This is a genomic window from Streptomyces marinisediminis, assembly GCF_026262575.1.
Lineage (GTDB): Bacteria > Actinomycetota > Actinomycetes > Streptomycetales > Streptomycetaceae > Streptomyces > Streptomyces marinisediminis.
In genome coordinates this window covers 1-20,184 of record NZ_JAPKFL010000020.1, presented here as the reverse complement: position 1 = coordinate 20,184, position 20,184 = coordinate 1, and the positions used below count along the sequence as shown (strand labels likewise).

17 protein-coding genes and 3 tRNA genes are annotated in these 20,184 nt (G+C 75.4%); 13 read left to right on the top strand and 7 right to left on the bottom strand.

Features of this window, described 5'->3' with window-relative positions; genetic code table 11:
• Positions 1-25: 25 nt before the first annotated feature.
• The 6 genes from purF to purS all read right to left on the bottom strand — a co-directional run bounded on the left by purF (position 26) and on the right by purS (position 6,696).
• Positions 26-1,651 carry an amidophosphoribosyltransferase gene (gene purF / locus OSB71_RS17065; protein ID WP_265948990.1) on the bottom strand — a complete coding sequence of 542 codons (1,626 nt, stop codon included), beginning with the start codon at positions 1,649-1,651 and terminating at the stop codon, positions 26-28.
• A 287-nt stretch (positions 1,652-1,938) separates the two neighbouring features.
• Complete coding sequence (locus tag OSB71_RS17060) at positions 1,939-2,745, bottom strand: maleylpyruvate isomerase family mycothiol-dependent enzyme (RefSeq protein ID WP_265948989.1); 807 nt, start codon at positions 2,743-2,745, stop codon at positions 1,939-1,941.
• A gap of 113 nt (positions 2,746-2,858) precedes the next feature.
• The gene (locus tag OSB71_RS17055) at positions 2,859-3,407 is read right to left on the bottom strand and encodes a PH domain-containing protein (protein WP_265948987.1); all 549 of its coding nucleotides are present in this window, start codon (positions 3,405-3,407) and stop codon (positions 2,859-2,861) included.
• 69 nt (positions 3,408-3,476) lie between these two features.
• On the bottom strand, positions 3,477-5,738 hold the full coding sequence (gene purL, locus OSB71_RS17050; RefSeq protein ID WP_265948986.1) for a phosphoribosylformylglycinamidine synthase subunit PurL: 2,262 nt from the start codon (positions 5,736-5,738) through the stop codon (positions 3,477-3,479).
• A complete protein-coding gene (purQ, locus tag OSB71_RS17045) occupies positions 5,735-6,415 on the bottom strand; it encodes a phosphoribosylformylglycinamidine synthase subunit PurQ (RefSeq protein WP_265948985.1) in 681 nt (226 codons plus the stop codon). Before purQ ends, purL begins: the two co-directional genes overlap by 4 nt.
• Positions 6,412-6,696 (bottom strand): phosphoribosylformylglycinamidine synthase subunit PurS, encoded by a 285-nt coding sequence (purS, locus tag OSB71_RS17040; protein ID WP_265948983.1) that lies wholly within the window; start codon positions 6,694-6,696, stop codon positions 6,412-6,414. The genes purQ and purS overlap by 4 nt, the downstream gene beginning before the upstream one ends.
• A 387-nt stretch (positions 6,697-7,083) precedes the next feature.
• On the opposite strand from purS, the gene OSB71_RS17035 reads away from it, so the two are divergent.
• From OSB71_RS17035 to OSB71_RS16995, 9 genes are all read left to right on the top strand, one after another.
• Positions 7,084-7,401: a histone-like nucleoid-structuring protein Lsr2 gene (locus OSB71_RS17035; RefSeq protein ID WP_265948982.1), complete on the top strand. Its 318-nt coding sequence runs from the start codon at positions 7,084-7,086 to the stop codon at positions 7,399-7,401.
• A gap of 143 nt (positions 7,402-7,544) precedes the next feature.
• Positions 7,545-7,616 (top strand) — tRNA-Gly (locus tag OSB71_RS17030).
• Positions 7,617-7,690: 74 nt separating this feature from the next.
• Positions 7,691-7,763 (top strand) — tRNA-Gly (locus tag OSB71_RS17025).
• A gap of 147 nt (positions 7,764-7,910) precedes the next feature.
• Complete coding sequence (locus OSB71_RS17020) at positions 7,911-8,891, top strand: ABC transporter ATP-binding protein (RefSeq protein ID WP_265948981.1); 981 nt, start codon at positions 7,911-7,913, stop codon at positions 8,889-8,891.
• A complete protein-coding gene (locus OSB71_RS17015) occupies positions 8,888-9,667 on the top strand; it encodes an ABC transporter permease (RefSeq protein WP_265948980.1) in 780 nt (259 codons plus the stop codon). Before OSB71_RS17020 ends, OSB71_RS17015 begins: the two co-directional genes overlap by 4 nt.
• Positions 9,640-11,037, top strand: a complete 1,398-nt coding sequence (locus OSB71_RS17010; RefSeq protein WP_265948979.1) for a sensor histidine kinase — start codon at positions 9,640-9,642, stop codon at positions 11,035-11,037. The genes OSB71_RS17015 and OSB71_RS17010 overlap by 28 nt, the downstream gene beginning before the upstream one ends.
• Entirely contained in the window at positions 11,034-11,642 is a 609-nt protein-coding gene (locus tag OSB71_RS17005) for a response regulator transcription factor (protein ID WP_265948977.1), read from the top strand. The genes OSB71_RS17010 and OSB71_RS17005 overlap by 4 nt, the downstream gene beginning before the upstream one ends.
• A gap of 529 nt (positions 11,643-12,171) precedes the next feature.
• Positions 12,172-12,244 (top strand) — tRNA-Gly (locus tag OSB71_RS17000).
• A gap of 104 nt (positions 12,245-12,348) precedes the next feature.
• Entirely contained in the window at positions 12,349-13,005 is a 657-nt protein-coding gene (locus OSB71_RS16995; protein WP_265948976.1) for a putative DNA-mimic protein, read from the top strand.
• Positions 13,006-13,008: 3 nt separating this feature from the next.
• Here OSB71_RS16995 and OSB71_RS16990 read toward each other — a convergent pair whose 3' ends face one another.
• Positions 13,009-13,743, bottom strand: coding sequence for an SLATT domain-containing protein (locus OSB71_RS16990; RefSeq protein ID WP_265948975.1), 735 nt, complete (start codon positions 13,741-13,743; stop codon positions 13,009-13,011).
• Between the two features lie 234 nt (positions 13,744-13,977).
• On the opposite strand from OSB71_RS16990, the gene purD reads away from it, so the two are divergent.
• The 4 genes from purD to OSB71_RS16970 all read left to right on the top strand — a co-directional run.
• The gene (purD, locus tag OSB71_RS16985) at positions 13,978-15,249 is read left to right on the top strand and encodes a phosphoribosylamine--glycine ligase (protein WP_265948974.1); all 1,272 of its coding nucleotides are present in this window, start codon (positions 13,978-13,980) and stop codon (positions 15,247-15,249) included.
• 378 nt (positions 15,250-15,627) lie between these two features.
• Positions 15,628-17,289, top strand: a complete 1,662-nt coding sequence (locus OSB71_RS16980) for a YML083C domain-containing protein (RefSeq protein ID WP_265948972.1) — start codon at positions 15,628-15,630, stop codon at positions 17,287-17,289.
• A gap of 400 nt (positions 17,290-17,689) precedes the next feature.
• Complete coding sequence (locus tag OSB71_RS16975) at positions 17,690-19,177, top strand: N,N-dimethylformamidase beta subunit family domain-containing protein (RefSeq protein WP_265948971.1); 1,488 nt, start codon at positions 17,690-17,692, stop codon at positions 19,175-19,177.
• A 95-nt stretch (positions 19,178-19,272) separates the two neighbouring features.
• Positions 19,273-20,184: phosphoribosylaminoimidazolesuccinocarboxamide synthase (locus OSB71_RS16970; RefSeq protein WP_265948970.1), on the top strand; the 912-nt coding region annotated here is incomplete at its 3' end.

Below are 20,184 nucleotides of genomic sequence, written 5' to 3'. Positions count from 1 at the left end.
CTCAGCGGGGTGGTGCGGGGGCGCGTCAGGGGCGGCGCAGGGCGTCCGCCCCGCCGGGGCCGGCGAGCAGGGTCCGCACGCCGTCGACGTCCGCGTGACCGCCGGCGGAGGGCTCCCCGGCCCCGCTCGCGGCACCCGACGCGGCGCCCGACGCGGCGCCCGACGCGGCGCCCGACTCCAGGTAGTGCTTCCCCAGCAGCTCCGGGTCCGGCAGCTCCATCGGGTACTCGCCGTCGAAGCAGGCGCGGCACAGGTTCGGCTTGGCGATCTTCGTCGCCTCGATCATGCCGTCGGTGGAGATGTAGGAGAGGGAGTCCGCGCCCAGGGACGTGCCGATCTCCTCCACGCTGAGCCCGTTGGCGATCAGCTCGGCGCGGGAGGCGAAGTCGATGCCGAAGAAGCACGGCCACTTGATCGGCGGCGAGGAGATCCGCACGTGGATCTCGGCGGCACCGGCCTCGCGCAGCATGCGCACCAGCGCGCGCTGGGTGTTGCCGCGGACGATGGAGTCGTCCACGACGACCAGGCGCTTGCCGCGGATGACCTCCTTCAGCGGGTTCAGCTTGAGCCGGATGCCGAGCTGCCGGATCGTCTGCGAGGGCTGGATGAAAGTGCGGCCGACGTAGGAGTTCTTCACCAGGCCGGAGCCGAACGGGATGCCGCTGGCCTCCGCGTAGCCGACGGCGGCCGGCGTGCCGGACTCGGGGGTCGGTATCACCAGGTCGGCGTCGGCCGGGGCCTCCCGGGCCAGCTTGCGGCCCATCTCGACGCGCGAGAGGTAGACATTGCGGCCCGCGATGTCGGTGTCGGGGCGGGCGAGGTAGACGTACTCGAAGACGCAGCCCTTGGGCCGGGCGTCGGCGAAGCGGCTGCTGCGCAGGCCGTCCTCGTCGACGGCGATCAGCTCGCCGGGCTCGATCTCCCGGATGAAGGACGCGCCGACGATGTCCAGGGCCGCCGTCTCGCTGGCGACGACCCAGCCGCGCTCCAGACGGCCGAGCACCAGCGGGCGGATGCCCTGCGGGTCGCGGGCGGCGTAGAGGGTGTGCTCGTCCATGAAGACGAACGAGAAGGCGCCGCGCACCTTCGGCAGCACCAGCGGCGCCGCCTCCTCGACGGTGAGGGGCTTGCCGTTCCCGTCGGTCTGGCCCGCCAGCAGAGCGGTGACCAGGTCGGTGTCGTTGGTGGCCGCCACCTGGTTCGCGCGCCCGCCGCGGCGGGTGTCGGCCAGTTGCGCCACGAGCTCGGCCAGCTCGGCGGTGTTGATCAGGTTGCCGTTGTGCCCCAGCGCGATCGAGCCGTGCCCGGTGGCGCGGAAGGTGGGCTGGGCGTTCTCCCACACCGAGGCGCCGGTGGTGGAGTAGCGGGCGTGGCCGACGGCGATGTGGCCGCGCAGCGAGCCCAGGGACGTCTCGTCGAAGACCTGCGAGACCAGACCCATGTCCTTGAAGACGAGGATCTGCGATCCGTTGCTGACCGCAATGCCGGCCGATTCCTGGCCGCGGTGCTGGAGGGCGTAGAGCCCGAAGTAGGTGAGCTTGGCGACCTCTTCGCCGGGGGCCCAGACGCCGAAGACGCCACAGGCGTCCTGCGGGCCCTTCTCGCCGGGGAGGAGATCGTGATTGAGTCGACCATCGCCGCGTGGTGCCACGCCCCCGAGTCTAGACACGGACTCGGGGTACGCCGAACCGGGTGGCGCAGCACCCGTGGCTGACCAGCGGTTCTCCGGATTCCTACGAGAGCCACCTCACGACAGCGCTGGGTATTTCCCCAATTCCGGCCGCGCTCCGCGCCCGGGGGTACCGCTCCCCGCGCCACGGGGTCGCCCGCCCTCCGGAGGCGCGAACGGCCTCGCGGCCGGGGGCGCGGGCGACCCCGCGGCCGGGGCGACGCCCCGCGGTTCCGGGGTGCTGCGGGCAGGGGCCGGGCGGGCGTCCCTCAGCCCAGCACCGGCAGGTGGTGCTCCAGGTCGGCGCGCGGGCCGGTGGCCGTCACCGTGTGGGACGCCAGCGCACGCGGCCAGGCCAGCCGGCCGGTGGCCAGGCGCAGCCAGGTCAGCGGGTCGGTCTCGATGACGTTCGGCGGCGTGCCGCGGGTGTGCCGGGGCCCGGCCACGCACTGGACGACGGCGAACGGCGGCACCCGCACCTCCACCGCCCCGCCCGGGGCCTTCGCGGCGAGCGCGTCGGCCAGCACCCGCACCGTCGCGGCGAGCGCGTAGCGGTCCAGGGAGACCGGCTCGGCGAGCGCGCGGACCAGGTCGTCGGTGTGCACGACGAGCTCGACCAGGCGGCTGACGGCGAAGTCCAGCGCGCGCATCGCGCCGAAGCGGTGCGGCAGCAGCACGTCCTCGCGGACGGCCATCTCCAGCACCGGTTCCAGCTCCTCGGTGGCGGCGTCGATGGCGGCGGACGCGTCGGGCGTGCGGGCGGCGTCGCCGCGGGTGCGGGCGTCCAGCAGCTCGGCGAGGTCCGCGGTGGACAGCGCCCACTGGACGACGTCGGTCCGCGCGCGGGTGGCCGTCGGCGCGGGCTCGGCCAGCAGCCGGGGCACGGCGTCGATCTGCGCGGCGAGGTGGACGAGCAGGTGGCGCACGTCCCAGCCGGGCAGCGCGGTGGGGCGCGCGAGTTGCTCGGGCGTGCAGCGGTGCGCGGCGGCGCGGACGTTCTCGGCCTGTGCGGCCAGGGCGTTGCGGACCCGCACGGGGTCGTAGGCGCGGGCTCTGCGGCGGGCTGCTGGCGGCATGGGGCGAGCGTAGCGGCCCGGGGCGGCCCGCCCGGGCACCCCGGGGGCCGGTGCCCACCGGCGCCGCGCGGTCGGCGCTGGGCCGTCAGCGCTGGGCCGTCAGCGCTGGGCCGTCAGCGCTGGGCGGCGGGCGGCGGGCCCTCGTAGCCGCCGCCGAGGTGGTCGCCGCGCTGCTCCTCGTCGACCTGCTGGTAGATGAGCGCCTTCAGGCTCTCCGGGTCCGGGACGTGGCGCAGCGTCATCGTGCCCTGTTCGGATGCCGACTGTATGGTCAGCGTCCCGTAGCGCATGATGCGCTGCCACAGGTTGGCCTTGAACGACACGTCGTTGACGCGGACGAGCGGGATGCTGCGGCCGCGCTTGGTCAGGAAGCCCGAGCGCTTGTAGACGCGCTTGGTGGTCAGGATGTAGAGGGTGAAGCGCCAGCGCAGCAGCGGCACGAGCCAGTACCACAGCGACGCGGCGACGGCGGCGCCGAGCACGAGGTAGGCGCCGCCCCGGCTCCACGGCGCGTCCCCGGGGATGGCGGTGAGCAGCACGGCGGCCAGCACCCAGATCCCGCAGAGCGCCAGGAACTCGCTGACCATCTCCATCCAGTGCTGCCGGGTGACGTGCACCAGTTCCTCGTCGTCGGCGAGGTAGCGCTCCGCGATGACTGCCATGGCCCGCATCCTGGCACAGCGGACCCGCCGTGTGAGGAGGGCGCTCCCCACCCGGCGGGTCCGGCGGGCTCAGGCGAACAGGCCCGGCAGCGTGGCCTCGTGGGCGGCGCGCAGCTCCGCCAGGGGCAGCGAGAACTGGCCCTGGACGTCGATCGCGTCGCCGTCCACCACGCCGACGCGGGTGGCGGGCAGGCCCCGCGCGCCGCACATGTCGGTGAACCGCAGCTCCTCGCTGCGCGGCACGGCGACGAGCGCGCGCCCCGCGGACTCGGAGAACAGGAACACGAACGGGTCCAGGTCGTCGGGGACGACGATCCGCGCGCCGTTGCCGCCGCGCAGGCAGGACTCCGCGAGCGCCTGGACGAACCCGCCGTCGCTCAGGTCGTGCGCGGCGTCGATCATGCCGTCGCGGGAGGCGGAGACGAGGATCTGCGCGAGCAGCCGCTCGCGCTCCAGGTCCACCGCGGGCGGCAGCCCGCCCAGGTGGTCGTGGACGGCCTGCGACCAGGCGGAGCCGCCCAGCTCGTCCCCGGTGTCGCCCAGCAGGTACAGGAGCTGGCCGGCCTGGGAGAACGCCATGGGCGTGCGCCGGGTGACGTCGTCGATGACGCCGAGCACGCCGACGACCGGGGTCGGGTGGATCGCGGTGTCGCCGGTCTGGTTGTAGAGGGAGACGTTGCCGCCGGTGACCGGGGTGCCGAGCACCTGGCAGGCGTCGGCCAGGCCGCGGCAGGCCTCGGCGAACTGCCACATGGCGCCCGGGTCCTCCGGGGAGCCGAAGTTGAGGCAGTCGGTGACGGCCAGCGGGGTGGCGCCGGTCGCGGCGACGTTGCGGTAGGACTCGGCGAGCGCGAGCTGCGCGCCGGTGTAGGGGTCGAGCTTGGCGTAGCGGCCGTTGCCGTCGGTGGCGACGGCGACGCCGAGGTTGCTCTCCTCATCGACGCGGATCATGCCGCCGTCCTCGGGCTGGGCCAGCACGGTGTTGCCGAGCACGTAGCGGTCGTACTGGTCGGTGATCCAGCTCTTGGCGGCCTGGTTCGGGGAGCCGACGAGGGTGAGCACCTGCGCGCGCAGCTCGTCACCGGTGGCCGGGCGCGGCAACCGGGCGGCGTCGTCGGCCTGGAGGGCGTCCTGCCAGTCGGGGCGCGCGTAGGGCCGGTGGTAGGTGGGGCCCTCGTGGGCGACCGAGCGCGGCGGGACGTCGACGATCTGCTCGCCGTGCCAGAAAATCTCCAGCCGGTCGCCCTCGGTGACCTCGCCGATGACGGTGGCCGTCACGTCCCACTTCTCGCAGATTTCCAGGAAGCGGGCGACGTTGCCGGGTTCGACGACGGCGCACATGCGCTCCTGCGACTCGCTCATGAGGATCTCCTCCGGCGAGAGCGTCGCGTCGCGCAGCGGCACGGTGTCCAGCTCCACGCGCATGCCGCCGGAGCCCGCGGAGGCCAGCTCGCTGGTGGCGCAGGACAGGCCGGCGCCGCCGAGGTCCTGGATGCCCGCGACGAGGTGCTCGCGGAAGATCTCCAGGGTGCACTCGATGAGCAGCTTCTCCTGGAAGGGGTCGCCGACCTGGACGGCGGGGCGGTTGGCCGACGCCCCCGCGGAGTCGTCCGCGTCGAAGGTCTCCGAGGCGAGCACGGAGACGCCGCCGATGCCGTCGCCGCCGGTGCGGGCGCCGTAGAGGATCACCTTGTTGCCGGTGCCCGACGCCTGGGCGAGATGGATGTCCTCGTGCTTCATCACGCCCACGCACAGGGCGTTGACCAGCGGGTTGCCCTGGTAGCAGGAGTCGAAGACGACCTCGCCGCCGATGTTGGGCAGCCCCAGGCAGTTGCCGTAGCCGCCGATGCCTGCGACGACGCCGGGCAGCACGCGCCGGGTGTCGGGGTGGTCGGCGGCGCCGAACCGCAGCGGGTCCATGACGGCGACCGGGCGGGCGCCCATCGCGAGGATGTCCCGGACGATGCCGCCGATGCCGGTGGCCGCGCCCTGGTAGGGCTCGATGTAGCTGGGGTGGTTGTGCGACTCGACCTTGAAGGTGACGGCGTAGCCCTGGCCGACGTCGACGACGCCGGCGTTCTCGCCGATGCCCACCAGCAGGGCGTCGCTCTCGGGCGCCTTCTCGCCGAACTGCTTCAGGTGCACCTTGCTGGACTTGTAGGAGCAGTGCTCGGACCACATGACCGAGTACATGGCCAGCTCGGCGCCGGTGGGACGGCGGCCCAGGATCTCCCGGATGCGGGCGTACTCGTCCTCCTTCAGCCCCAGCTCCGCCCAGGGCTGCGCGGTCTGCGGGGTGTCGGTCGCGTGCTTGACGGTGTCCAGGGTCATCGTGCGTCCACCAGCGTCTTGAGGGCGGAGGTGAAGAAGCCGAGCCCGTCGGTGGTGGGACCGGTCAGGGTCTCCACGGCGTGCTCGGGGTGCGGCATGAGACCGACCACGTTCCCGGCCTCGTTGGTGATGCCGGCGATGTCGCGGCGCGAGCCGTTGGGGTTGCCGCCCAGGTAGCGGAGGACGACGCGGCCCTCGGCCTCCAGCATGTCCAGGGTGCGCTCGTCGGCCACGTAGCCGCCCTCGCCGTTCTTCAGCGGGACGGTGATCTCCTGGCCCTCGGTGTAGTCGCGGGTCCAGGCCGTGCCGGCGTTGGCCACCGCCAGGCGCTGGTCGCGGCAGACGAAGTGCAGGTGGTCGTTGCGGGTGAGCGCGCCGGGCAGCAGGTGCGACTCGCACAGCACCTGGAAGCCGTTGCAGATGCCGAGCACCGGCAGGCCCGCCCGGGCCTGCTCGACGACCGTCTCCATCACCGGGGAGAAGCGGGCGATGGCCCCGCAGCGCAGGTAGTCGCCGTAGGAGAAGCCGCCGGGCAGCACGACGGCGTCGACCTGGCGCAGACTGGTCTCGCGGTGCCACAGGGCGACGGGCTCGCCGCCGGCGACGCGGACCGCGCGCAGCGCGTCGGTGTCGTCCAGGGAGCCGGGGAAGGTCACGACTCCGATGCGCGTGGTCATGCCGGCGCCCCGTTCCGGGCGTCCCCGGCGGGGGTGCCGTCCTCGACGCGGACGGTGAAGTCCTCGATCACGGTGTTGGCGAGGAAGGTCTCGGCCATTTCCCGGACGCGGGCGAGCACCGCGTCGTCGACCGGGCCCTCCACGTCCAGCTCGAAACGCTTGCCCTGACGGACGTCTGAAATGCCGGTGAAGCCCAGGCGCGGCAGCGCGCGCTGCACTGCCTGCCCCTGGGGGTCCAGGATCTCCGGCTTGAGCATGACGTCGACTACGACGCGAGCCACAGGTACTCCCGGTGGTGTTGGTGCTTGCCTGCCCGATGCCGCGTGCCGTCGTCGGCGGGGTCCGCTCGTTGACGTTCCTGCGCGGCCGCGGCTTCAGCGTACCGGGGGCGCGGATTCTACGCGGGTAGATATCGGGACGGTTTCGGCCAGTACGCATCACATTCACATCTCGGCGACCCAAAAACCCTGCACGAAACGAACGGAAAAACGTAGGGTCCGATTGCGGCGGGACACGCGGTGGCAATTTCCCCGGCTTCCCATTGCGGCGACGGCCGCTGTAGAAAGGGACGGGCGATGCCCGCCCGGCGACGGCCGCCGCATCGCCGCACGTCAGCGTGGTGATCACCGCTCGTTCGGGCGGTGAACCTCCCGAAAGGACCGATATCCGTGGCACAGCGCGTTGTGGTCACACTCTCCGACGACCTGGAAGGCGGCGAAGCCGTCGAGACGGTCACCTTCGGGCTCGACGGGAAGTCGTACGAGATCGATCTCAGCTCGGCAAACGCCAAGAAACTCCGCGGGGCGCTCGCACCGTATGTGCAGGCCGGGCGGAAGCGGTCCCGGTCGGGGAAGACCTACGAGCGCACGTCACTGGCCCCCGATCCGCAGACCGTACGGGCGTGGGCCCAGTCCAACGGGTACGACGTGCCCGCGCGCGGCCGGATCCCCAAGCGCGTCTACGAGGCGTTCAGCGCGGCGAGTTGACCCCGGCGGCGGGCCGGTGCGCGGTGGCGCCGGCCCGCCCGCGGCGGCGCCCGGAGCCGACTTGCACCGGCCCCGGGGTGATCGGCTAGAGTCTGGAACACGCCGCGAGGGCGGGCCGAGAAGGGCCCGACATCGCAGGTCACGCGGGTGTAGCTCAGTAGTAGAGCGCCCTCTTTCCAAGAGGGAGGCGCAGTGTGCGATTCCTGTCACCCGCTCCGCTCGCTCTACCGGTCCCAGGGATCGGGTAGAGTGGCCACCGCGCCACCCGGTGAGAGCCGAGTGGTCGCATGCGGACGTAGCTCAGTTGGTAGAGCGCAACCTTGCCAAGGTTGAGGTCGCGAGTTCGAGCCTCGTCGTCCGCTCCGCAGCCGAAGGCCCCCGGTCACCGCCGGGGCCTTCGTCGTGTGCGCGTCGTGCGCGCGCCCCACGCGGGCGGACATGACATGTGTCATGTCCGCAGGTGACACCGCGCATCGCCACCCGCCGCCGCCGTCCCGCAGGCTGGGGGCATGCGGGATGCAGACAGACACGAGACGGCCATCGAGGCGCGCGGCCTGTGGCGGCGCTACGGCCCACCGGGCCCCGGCGGCTTCGACGCGGTGCGCGGGCTCGACTTCACGGTGGCGCGCGGCGAGCTGTTCGCGCTGCTGGGCACCAACGGCGCGGGCAAGACCTCCACGGTGGAGCTGCTGGAGGGCCTGGACCGGCCGAGCCGGGGCACGGTGCGGGTGCTGGGGCACGACCCGGCCACGGAGCGGGCGAAGGTCCGGCCCCGGATCGGGATCATGCTCCAGGAGGGCGGGTTCCCCGGTGACCTGACGGTCGCCGAGACGCTGCGCATGTGGGCGGGGCTGACCACCGACCCGCGTCCGCAGGGGGAGGCGCTGGACCTCGTGCGCCTCACCGCGCGGGCGTCGGTGCGCGTCAAGCAGCTCTCGGGGGGCGAGAAGCGGCGGCTGGACCTGGCGATGGCGCTGCTGGGCCGCCCGGAGGTGCTCTTCCTGGACGAGCCGACGACCGGCATGGACGCCGAGGGCCGCCGGGACACCTGGCGCGTGGTGCGGGAGCTGACGGCGCGGGGCACGACCGTGCTGCTGACGACGCACTATCTGGAGGAGGCCGAGGAGCTGGCCGACCGGCTCGCCATCATGCGCGCGGGACGCATCGTGGCGGCCGGGACGCCCCAGGAGGTGACGGCGTCCCGGCCCTCGCGCATACGGTTCACGCTGCCGGCCCACGTGCCCCCGGCGCGGCTGCCGCTGGCGGTCCCGGCGGCCGCCGACGGACACCGGGTGGAGGTGCGCACCGACCGGCTACAGGAGGCCCTGACCGACCTGCTGCTGTGGGCGCGCGAGGAGGACGTCGAACTCGCCGGGCTCGACGCCCGGTCGGCGTCGCTGGAGGAGGCGTTCTTGGAGATCACCCAGCGGGACCGGGACGCGGCGGACGACGCGGCCGCCGCGGAGGAGCACGCGGAGGTGTCGGCGTGAACACGGCGACCCTGACCGCGACCCTGACCCGGCTCGGCGCGCTCGGCCGGGCGGAGCTGACGCTGCTCCTGCGCAACCGCTCGGCGGTGTTCACCTCGCTGCTGATGCCGGTGTTCTTCGTCGTCATCACCCGCACGTCCATGAGCGGCGTGGACCTTGAGGAGACCGGGACGAGCGCCAACGGCGCGGTGATGACCGGGGGCATCGGCATCGTCCTCATCCTGGTCGTCTACACCAACCTCGTCTCCGCCTACGTCGCCCGCCGCGAGGAGCTGCTGCTGAAGCGGCTGCGCACCGGGGAGCCGACGGACGCCGAGATCCTGGGCGGCACGGCGCTGCCGTCGGTGCTCATCGCGCTGCTCCAGTGCCTGGTGCTGCTGGCGGCCGGGGTGGCGGCCCTGAACGTCGGAGCACCGGCCCGGGCCGACCTGCTGCTCCTGGGGGTGCTGCTGGGATGCGTGATGCTGACGGGGCTGGCCGCCGCGACCTCGGCGGTGACCCGGAGCCCGGAGAGCGCGCAGATCACGGTCATGCCGCTCATGCTGGTCTCGCTGGCCGCCTCGGGGCTGATGATCCCGCTGGAAATCTTCCCCGACCCGGTGGCCGACGTCTGCCGCCTGCTGCCGCTCACCTCGGTGATGGAGCTGGTCCGGTTCGGCTGGCTGGGCGGCGGCTCGGCCGGTGAGGTACTCCGGGCGCTGGGCCTGGCGGTGGTGTGGACGGTGCTGTCGGTGTTTGCTGTACGCCGGTGGTTCCGCTGGGAACCGCGCCGCTGACGGTCGGTGGCGGCGAGCACGGGAAGGCGGGCGGCACGGTGGGCATGGCGTCACGCCGGCGGTGGATGGCGTGGTGGACGCGGCGCAGCGACACGGCGCGCATCGAGCTCTACACCCGCTGGACGTTCCACTTCTTCGCGCTGTGCGAGGCGCTGGTCTTCTCCCTGCCGGGCCTGCTGGTGACGCTCCCGGTGTGGGCGCGGATCGCGCTGACCGGGTCCGTCGCCGCCCACGCGCTCCTGGTCTCGCGCGCCACCGACCGCGCGCTGGACTGGGCGCTGGAGCGGCGCGGGCGGCCGACCCGGCTGCTGGCCGGGCAGGCCGCGCTCGGCGGGGCGCTGGCGGTGGCGGTCGGGGTGCTGCACGCCGTGGGCCGCACCCCGGAGTTCTCGGTCACCCTCACGCTGTGTTCGGCGGTGCTCACCTTCTCGGTGCTGCCGCTGGTGGTGAACCTGCGTCCGGCGGCGCGCGTCACCGGCGTCGCCTGTGCGGTCGGCGCGGTGGCGTTCGTCCTCGGCCTGCTGGCGACCGACCATCTGGTGCAGGCCGTCAGCCTGGGCGGCTACACCCTGTTCTTCGCCGCCCTGCTGGTCTTCACCGGCCGGTTCTCCGCCTGGCTGCTGGCGGTGGTGCTGGAGCTGGAGGCCGCCCGCGAGACGCAGACCCGGCTCGCGGTGGCCGAGGAACGGCTGCGCTTCGGCCGCGACCTGCACGACGTGCTCGGCCGCAACCTGTCCGTCATCGCGCTCAAGAGCGAGCTGGCCGCCCAGCTCGCCCAGCGCGGCGCGGCCAGCGCCGTGGACCAGATGGCCGAGGTGCAGCGCATCGCGCGCGAGTCGCAGCGCGAGATGCGCGACGTGGTGCGCGGGTACCGCGAGGCCAGCCTCGACGCCGAACTGGCCGGGGCGCGCGGGGTGCTGGAGGCGGCGGGCATCGCCTGCCGGATCGAGGCGGGCGGGGAACGCGGACTGCCGCAGGCGGTCCAGGCGGCGCTGGGCTGGGTGGTGCGCGAGGGCACGACGAACGTGCTGCGGCACGCGGACGCGCGGACCTGCACCATCACCGTGCGCACCCGCGACGCGGTGGTGCTGACGATGGAGAACGACGGCGTCCGCCGACGGGCCGGGGCCGCGGGCGCGGGGACCGGGCTGGCGGGCCTGCGCGAACGGCTCGCCCCGCTGGGCGGCACGCTCACGGCCGAAGCGCCCGAGTGCGGCCCGTTCCGGCTGACGGCGAGGCTGCCCACGGAGCCGGGGCCGGACGCCGCGCCCGGCCCCGGCGACGCGGGCGCCGGTCCCGCGGGCGGGGCGGCGGGGGACGGGAGGAGCCGCGGGGACGGGCCCGCGGCGGAAGGAGAAGTGCGCACATGACGATCCGGGTGCTGCTGGCCGACGACGAGCACCTCATCCGGGGCGCGCTGGCCGCCCTGCTGGCGCTGGAGGACGACCTCGCGGTCGTCGCGGAGGCGGCGTCCGGCCCCGAGGCGCTGGCCATGGCCCGGGCCCACCGGCCGGACGTGGCCGTGCTCGACCTCCAGATGCCCGGCGCGGACGGCGTCTTCGTCACCGCGTCCCTGCGCACGGAGGTGCCCGACTGCGCCGTCATGATCGTCACCGGGCACGGACGCCCCGGACACCTCAAGCGCGCGCTGGCCGCCGGGGCGCGCGGGTTCCTGCCGAAGACCGTCTCCGCCCAGCGGCTCGCGGAGATCATCCGCACCGTGCGCGCGGGCGGGCGGTACGTCGACCCGGAGCTCGCGGCCGACGCCATCAGCGCGGGCGACTCCCCGCTCAGCGCGCGGGAGGCCGAGCTGCTGGAGCTGGCGTCCGACGGCGCGCCGATCGCCGAGATCGCCGACCGGGCGGCGCTCGCGCCGGGCACGGTGCGCAACTACCTGTCCTCGGCGGTGGCGAAGCTGGGGGCGGACAACCGGCACGCGGCGGTCCGCCTCGCCCGCGAACACGGGTGGCTGTGACGCCCGCTCCGCCGACGCCGCCCGCGCCACCGAACCCCGCGCTCCGCGCCGCCCGCGCGGCCGAACCCCGCGCGCCGGGCCGCCCGCGCCGCACCGAGCCCCGGGGGCGAAGTACCTCGGTCGCGTCCTGCGTGCCTCCTGCGCCGGACCGCTGCTCCCGCGCCCGCGTCGGCCCGCGTCCCGCTGACGTGCCCGGGCCCCGTGGGCCCGCTGCCCGGCCGCGCCCCCGGCCCGGGCTCCGACCGTCCCGGGCCGCGTCGGTCACGGCGCCGCGTCGGTGCCGTTACCGTCACCACGGGGTGGGTGCCCCGGCCCGGGGGTGGGTTTCACCCGATCGTGGGTAGGCGTGGAGCGTCGGCAGCGGAAGGCCCCCGGACGTGCCGGGCGGCCCGGAAGGAGACCCGATGGGCAAGATCCTGGCGCTCGTCCTCGTCGTCGTCGTGATCGTCGTGGTGGCGCGCACCCTGAGCGGCCGCAAGGGGCGGCGGTGACACCGGAGCCGGGCGGCTATACTCTGTGGCGCGACCAGGCGGACGTAGCTCAGTTGGTAGAGCGCAACCTTGCCAAGGTTGAGGTCGCGAGTTCGAGCCTCGTCGTCCGCTCCGTGGGAAGGGCTCCGGTCTTCGGCCGGGGCCCTTCGCGCTGCCCGGCCAGGCCATTACGCTGACCCGACGACCCGCGGCCGCGACCCTCCTGGAGCGCTACCTTGGCCTGTGATCTCTGGCTGGTTCCCCTCGTCGACGTGTTGTGCCACAGCCCGGACAACCCCCTGGCCGAAGAGATCGCCGTCTACGACAGAGCGCTGCGGGAGGCGGGCCTGCCGCCGGTGCCCGTCCACGGGTACATGCCCGGCCTGTCCGGGGACGTGGCGCCGGTCGCCGGGTTCGACTACGACGCGCTGCACTTCCTGCGCCGCGCCCACCTGCTCCAGCTCTGCGGCCTGGAGGTGACGCCGGTCGAGACGCTCGGCGGGGAGTACGAGCGGCTGCTGGAGATGTTCGAGGCGACGGCGCGCCAGTCCCACCTGGTGTGGCACTTCGACCACGCGGGCGCCTACGTGCCGGTGGACTTCGCGGAGCCGCTGGGCGGCGCGGAGCTGATGGCCTCGGGCGGCCCGCTCGGCTCGGCGCACGGCCTGCTGCGCGAACTCGCCGCCGTCGCCCCGCACCTGGGCATCGACGCCGACAACCCGCCGCCCGCGCCGCCGCCCCCGGCCGGGCCCACCGACCTCGGGGAGCCGGCCGGGCACCGGCCCGACCCGGCGGTGGAGGGGCCGTTCGCCCGCGAGCGCCACGTGTGGCTCGGGCTGCACGCCGCCGTGACCCGCAGCCTGGCCCAGAGCTCGATGATCGTCTTCTCCTGACGGCTACCGCGGGTTCTCCGGCGGCCGCTGGCGCGGCATGTTGGGCCGGGCCGCCGGGTGCGGCGCCGGGAAACGCGGGTGGCCCGGCGCGGTGGGCGCGTCCGGGCGGGACGACCAGGCCGTGGCCGGCGCCGCCTGCGTGAGCTGGGGCGCGGGCCCGGAGCGGAAGGCGGCCATCCAGTCGAGCGTCTCCACCCGCACGAGTTCGGTGACGTCCTCGGTGAACCGGCGCAGCAGGGTCAGGCAGCGCTCGGCGGCGTCGGCGGCGCTGCCGTCGGCCGGGCCGAGCACCTCGCGCACCGCCTCGGCGGCCCAGTCGTACTGGAGCGCCTCCAGCCGGCGCTGCACCGCCTGCGCGGCGGCGACGTCGCGCATCCAGCCCGCGGTGCAGCCGAACCAGCGGTCGGCGCCCACGCACACGGCCGCGCCCAGCAGCGACATCAGGCCCCACGCGCCGGCGCCCGGCAGCGCCCCGGTCAGCTCCAGGGCCGGCAGCGCCGCGCCCCCGGCGCCGCCGAGCGCCGCCCCGGTCCGCAGCAGCCGCGCGCCGCGGCGTTTCCACGCCCGGTCGGCCAGGTACCAGGCGGTGACGCGCAACGCGCCCTCCTCCGCCCACTGGTACAGCTCGTCGAGCCGCTCGACGGGTTCCCCCCAGTCCCCGAGCGGGAAGGTGCGCCCGAGCAGATCGCTCCGGCTGACCCGCCTGCTCCCCCGGGGCTCCTTCTCCGGCTGACTCACCCGCCACTCCCAACCACGCGCCGCGACGACACCACGCAAAGGTCCCCATTCCTACCGTCCGGGCAAGGGCCTCTCCGGCCCGTCCGCGCCCGTTTTCGCCCCGAGGGGGCCTGCCGCCAGGCGCGGGGCGGGAACGGGCTCACCCGAAAGGAGGACCCCGTCGTGCCGCCCGCTCCGTTCCACCGTCCGGACCGGGAGCCGGGGGGCGCGGGCGCTGCGACTAGGCTTCGCGGCGTGAAGGTCCTCGTCATCGGCGGCGGCGCCCGCGAACACGCCCTGTGCCGCGCTCTCTCCCTCGACCCCGAGGTCACCGCCCTGCACTGCGCTCCCGGCAACGCGGGGATCGCCGAGGTGGCGACCCAGCACCCCGTGGAAGCCCAGGACGGCGCGGCCGTGGCCGAACTGGCCGCGCGGCTGGGCCTGGGCCCGGCCGACCTGGTCGTCGTCGGCCCCGAGGCACCGCTCGTCGCGGGGGTGGCCGACGCGCTGCGCGCGAAGGGCGTCCCGGTGTTCGGGCCGTCGGCGCGGGCCGCCCGGCTGGAGGGGTCCAAGGCGTTCGCCAAGGACGTGATGGCCGCCGCCGGGGTGCCCACGGCGCGGGCGTACGTGTGCGCGACCGAGGCGGAGATCGACGCGGCGCTGGACGCGTTCGGCCCGCCCTACGTCGTCAAGGACGACGGGCTGGCCGCGGGCAAGGGCGTCGTCGTGACCTCCGACCTCGCCGCGGCGCGGGCCCACGCGCTGGCGTGCGACCGGGTGGTCGTCGAGGAGTTCCTGGACGGCCCCGAGGTCTCCCTGTTCGCGGTGACCGACGGCCAGACCGTGGTGCCGCTGCAACCCGCGCAGGACTTCAAGCGCGCCTACGACGGCGACGAAGGCCCCAACACCGGCGGCATGGGTGCCTACTCGCCGCTGCCGTGGGCCGATCCCGGGCTGGTGGACGAGGTGCTGGCCACCGTGCTCCAGCCCACCGTGGACGAACTGCGCCGCCGGGGCACGCCGTTCGCCGGGCTGCTGTACGCCGGGCTGGCCGTCACCGCGCGCGGTGTGCGCGTCATCGAGTTCAACGCCCGGTTCGGTGACCCCGAGACGCAGGCCGTGCTCGCGCGGCTGCGCACCCCGCTGGCCGGGCTGCTGCACGCCGCGGCCACCGGCGCGCTCGCGGCGTTCCCACCGCTGCGGTGGAGCGCGGGCGCGGCGGTCACGGTGGTGGTCGCGGCCGAGAACTACCCGGCCGCGCCGCGTGGCGGCGACCCCGTCGAGGGGCTCGACGCCGTGGCCGCCGAGGACGCCCCGCACGCCTACGTGCTGCACGCGGGCACCCGGCGGGACGAGACCGGACGCGTGGTGAGCGCGGGTGGGCGCGTGCTGTCGGTGACGGCGACGGGCGCGGACCTGGCGGCCGCCCGCGAGCGCGCCTACCGCGCCGTGGGGCGGATCTCGCTGGCCGGTTCGCACCACCGCACGGACATCGCCCGGGCCGCGGCGGCGGACGCCACGGCGTAGGCGCGGCCGGGCCGGCCCCGCGGTCGGCGCCCGCAGGCCCCAAAGGTCCCGAAGGCCCCGAAGGCGACGCGGGCGGCGGAAGGGGACGCGCGGAGCCGAAGGGGACGCGCGGGCATCCGGGCCCCGAGAACGGGCGGGACGGGGCATAGGAGGGCACCCTCGACGTCCGGCGGTGGCGCAAGAGCTTTGGCCGGAGCCATTCCATCGAGTGACCGCGGGGCGCGAGCCGCTGACGGTCGTGCGCCCCGGGACTAGGGTTCCGCGCGGCGGACGCCGGGCTGGTCGGTCAACTGGCCCACCGCACATTGCGATGTCGGTGCCCGGTGCGACAGTGGGTGGATACCCAGGCACGTCGTCCCGGCAGGGGGTGAGCGGTCCATGGCAAGGCCGGCAGGAAGGGGCGCGAAGTCGGCGCGGGAGCACGCGCTGGCCGTGCTGCGGGTCCGTGGGGCGGCGTTCGCCGTCGCCCTGCTGCCCGCCGCCGTGGCCGTGGTCCTGCTCACCGGTGTCGCCACGGGGCACCTGGGCGGCGGCTGGGCGTGGCTGCGGCTGCCCGCGGTGCTGCTGGCCGCCATCGTCCTGGCCGGGGCCGCCGCGGCGACGGCGTCGATCGCGCGGGCGCGCCCCGCCGTCTCGCCCACGGTGCCGGTCGCCGAGCGGGCCGCGCCGGACCTCTACCGGTTGGTGCGGGACCTCGCCGAGCGCCTGGCGGTGCCGGTGCCCGCCGGTATCGCGCTCACCCCGGACTGCGACAGTTGGCTGGAGGAGCGCGGCAAGGCCGGCGCCACACCCCCCGTGCTGGTCGTCGGCTCGCCGTTCCTGTGGTGGATGCGGGTGGCCGAGCTGCGGGCCCTGCTCGCCCCGGTCGTCGCCGGTACGGGGCCCGCCGCGCACCCGGACGTCGCGGCCGCCCGGCGGTTCGTCCGGGCGCTGGACGCCGCCGCCGTGCGCCCGCGCGTGGGCGGGCTCGCCCGGCTGCTGCTGCGCGCCGCGGGCGGGCACGCGGCGGAGATGGAGCGGCTCGTGGCCGCCGCGGCGTCCGCCCGGGCGCAGACGGTGGACCACGGGCTGCGGATGCTGGCCCAGGAGCAGGTGGGCCTGGCCTACGCGGGCTGGGACCGGCTGCTGACCCGGGTGGCGCTGCCGGCCTGGCGCTGCGGCCGCTGGCCCGCCCGGCTGGACGCGGGCGTGGTGTCGGCGCTGACCGAGCTGTCCCGGCGCGACCGGCTCGCGGAGGGCTTCACCTCCCGGCTCGGCGAGCGCCCGGCGTGCGATCTGCTGGAGGAGCCGGGCGCGGTGGACGAGCAGGTGTCGCTGCTGGCCGCCCGGCTGTTCTACGGCGGCCCGCCGGGGCCCGGGGGCGCGTGGGCCCCGGTCACCTGGGCGGCGTACCCGGAGGAGGTCGTGGACCGGCTGTGGCGCACCGAGGCCTCCCGCCTGTTCGACGCGCTGGACGCCACCGAGCCCCCGGCGGAGCGGGAGGCGGCCCGGCACCGGCCGGAGCCGGCGCCGGCCGGGCGCGCGGCGCCGGGCGGGCGGGCCCGGCTGCCGGGCGGCGGGCCCGCCCGGGCGGCCGGTCCCGCGCACGACGACGGCGGCGGCTGGGGCCGTCCGACGCTGGCCCGGGTGATGGCCCGGCTGGCGCACGAGGAGGGCCGGGGCCTGCTGGCCGCCCGGCTCAGCGCGACGGCGGCCCGCGCCGAGCGGCACGCCCCACCGCCCCCGGGCACGGCCGGGCTGATACCGGACGCCACCGGGGACGCGGGCCCGCTGGGCTTCCCCGCGCCCGCCGCGCGCGGCGCCCGGGAGGTGCTCGCCGACCACATCAGGGCCGCCGTGTGCTGCGCCGCCGTGGACACCGGGCACGGGGCCCCGGGGCTGGACTGGCTGGACGGCCCCGCGCTGCTCGTCGGCGGCGAGCGGCGCACGGACCTGGGCCCGCCGGTGCTCGCGCTGACCGAGGACGGCGACCCGGAGCCGCTGCGGGACTGGCTGGCGGCGGTCGGCGTCCGCGACGACAAGCCGCTGCGGCTGGTCTGACGGACGCCCCCGGGGCGCGGTCGGCCGCGCCCCGGGACCCCCGGGCTCCGCGCGCCCGGGCCCACGCCCGCGCTGGGACGGCCCCGGGGACGCTCGGTACCCGGGGCCGCCCCGGGCAGCCGAACACCCGTGCGGCGGAGCGCCCGAACGCCCGCGCGACGCGGGGCCCGGCCACCCGCGCCGGGGCCCGCGCGGCGGCGCTCACGTGGCCGGGACCACCGGCTCGGCGCCGGGGCGCGGCGCTCGCGGCGGTCCGGGCGGCGGCGAGCTCCGGCCCTTTCACGACGAACCGTGACGGTGGCGCTGCACCATGTGATGTGCTGTACTCCGCGCAACCACGGCACTACGCGGAGCGGAGCGGAGCGACAGGAGCGCGGGAGACGCCGGGAGGGGAAGTCCGATGGCCACTGAGCAGATCAGGCGCTGGGAGTCCGGCGCGCTCGCCCACGCGGTGACGGACCCCTTCGGGCAGGGCCCGCTGCCCTGGCTGCGCGGCAGCGAGCAGTACTTCGACAGCGGGCGCGTCGTCCCCTGGTACGTGGACAGCACCACGCTCGCCGCCGACGGGCGCCTGCTGCCCGCGCCGCGCGGGAGCGGAAGCGCCACCCGGTCGGCGGACGACGTGCGCTGCCAGATCAAGGGGTTCGCCTCCACCAGCTCCGTGGCGCCCGGGGAGTCCATCGACTTCCGCGTCACCGTCAACCCGCCGCAGCCGTTCGCCGTCGACGTCTACCGCATCGGGCACTACGACGGCGCGGGCGCCACGAAGATCTCCACCAGCCCCCGGCTGTCGGGCATCGTGCAGCCGCCTCCGCTGGCGGCCGAGCGCACGGTCTCCTGCCACCACTGGTGGCAGTCGTGGCGGCTGCCCGTCCCGGCCGACTGGGGCGGGGGCGCGCACGTGGCCGTGCTCACCACCGACGACGGCCACCGCTCGCACATCCCCTTCACCGTGCGCGACACCCGCGCCGCCGACCTGCTGCTCGTCATCCCCGACATCACCTGGCAGGCGTACAACCTCTTCCCCGAGGACGGCCGCACCGGTGCCAGCCTCTACCACGCGTGGGACGGGGCCGGGCGGCTGCTCGGCGAGGAGGAGGCCGCCGTCACCGTCAGCTTCGACCGCCCCTACGCGGGGGCGGGGCTGCCGCTGCACGTCGGCCACTCCTACGACTTCATCCGCTGGGCCGAGCGCTACGGGTACGACCTGGCCTACGCCGAGGCGCGCGACCTGCACGCCGGGCGCGTGGACCCCACCCGCTACCGGGGCGTGGTCTTCGCCGGGCACGACGAGTACTGGACGGCGCCGATGCGACGGTGCGTCGAGCGCGCCCGGGACTGCGGCACCGCGCTCGTCTTCCTGTCGGCGAACACCATGTACTGGCAGGTGGAGCTCGCCCCCTCGCCCTCCGGCGACCCCGACCGGCTGCTGACCTGCCGCAAGCGCCAGGGTCCCGGCCGCCCCGCGCTGTGGCGCGAACAGGGGGAGCCGGAGCAGGGGCTGCTGGGCATCCAGTACGCGGGCCAGGTGCGCGAGCCCGCGCCGCTGGTCGTGCGCAACGCCGACCACTGGCTGTGGGAGGCCACCGGGGCCCACGAGGGCGACGAGCTGCCCGGGCTGGTGGCCGGCGAGGCCGACCGCTACTACCCGCGCGTGCCGCTGCCCGACCACAGCGGGCGCATCCTGCTGGCGCACTCGCCCTACCACGACCGGCGCGGGGCGCGCCGCCACCAGGAGACGTCCCTGTACCGGGCGGCGAGCGGCGCCCTGGTCTTCGCCTCCGGCACGTTCGCCTGGACGCCGGCCCTGGACCGCCCCGGCCACGTCGACTCCCGCGTCCAGCGCGCCACGGCCAATCTCCTGGACCGCATCTGCAAGGTCGACTGACGGCCGGGGCGCGTCCGCCGCGGCCGGGGCGAACGCGCCGTCGGCGGGGTCGTGCGGGAGAATCGGGGTGTCGTCGTACTCTCCATGGAGGACTGGTGTCCGGATTCGTCGAGAAGCCCGAACCCGCGCAGGTGCCGGGGTTGGTGCACCTGCACACCGGGAAGGTGCGCGACCTGTACCGCAACGAGGCCGGGGATTTGGTGATGGTGGCCAGCGACCGGATCTCCGCCTACGACTGGGTGCTGCCCACCGAGATCCCGGACAAGGGCCGCGTCCTCACCCAGCTCTCGATGTGGTGGTTCGAGCAGCTCGTGGACCTGGCGCCGAACCACGTGCTGTCCACCGAGGTGCCCGAGGGCGCGCCGGCCGGCTGGGCGGGCCGCGTCATGGTGTGCCGGTCGCTGGACATGCTCCCCGTGGAGTGCGTGGCGCGCGGCTACCTCACCGGGTCGGGTCTGGTGGAGTACCAGCGCACGCGCACGGTGTGCGGGCTCGCGCTGCCCGAGGGCCTGCGGGACGGCTCCGAGCTGCCCGCGCCGATCTTCACCCCGGCGACGAAGGCCGAGGTCGGGGAGCACGACGAGAACGTCTCCTACGAGGAGGTGGCCCGTCGCGTGGGCGCGGAGACGGCGACCCGGCTCCGGCAGCTCACGCTCGCGGTGTACGCCCGGGCCCGCGACACCGCCCGGGAGCGGGGCATCATCCTGGCGGACACCAAGTTCGAGTTCGGCCGCGCCACCGACGGCGCGGACGCCGGGGGCCTGGTCCTCGCGGACGAGGTGCTGACGCCGGACTCCTCCCGGTTCTGGCCCGCCGACCAGTGGGCGCCGGGCCGCCCGCAGCCCTCCTACGACAAGCAGTTCGTACGGGACTGGCTCACCGGCCCGGAGTCGGGCTGGGACCGCCGGAGCGAGCAGCCGCCGCCCGCGCTCCCCGAGGAGGTCGTGGCGCGCACGCGGCAGAAGTACGTCGACGCCTACGAGCGCCTCACCGGGCTGCCCTGGAGC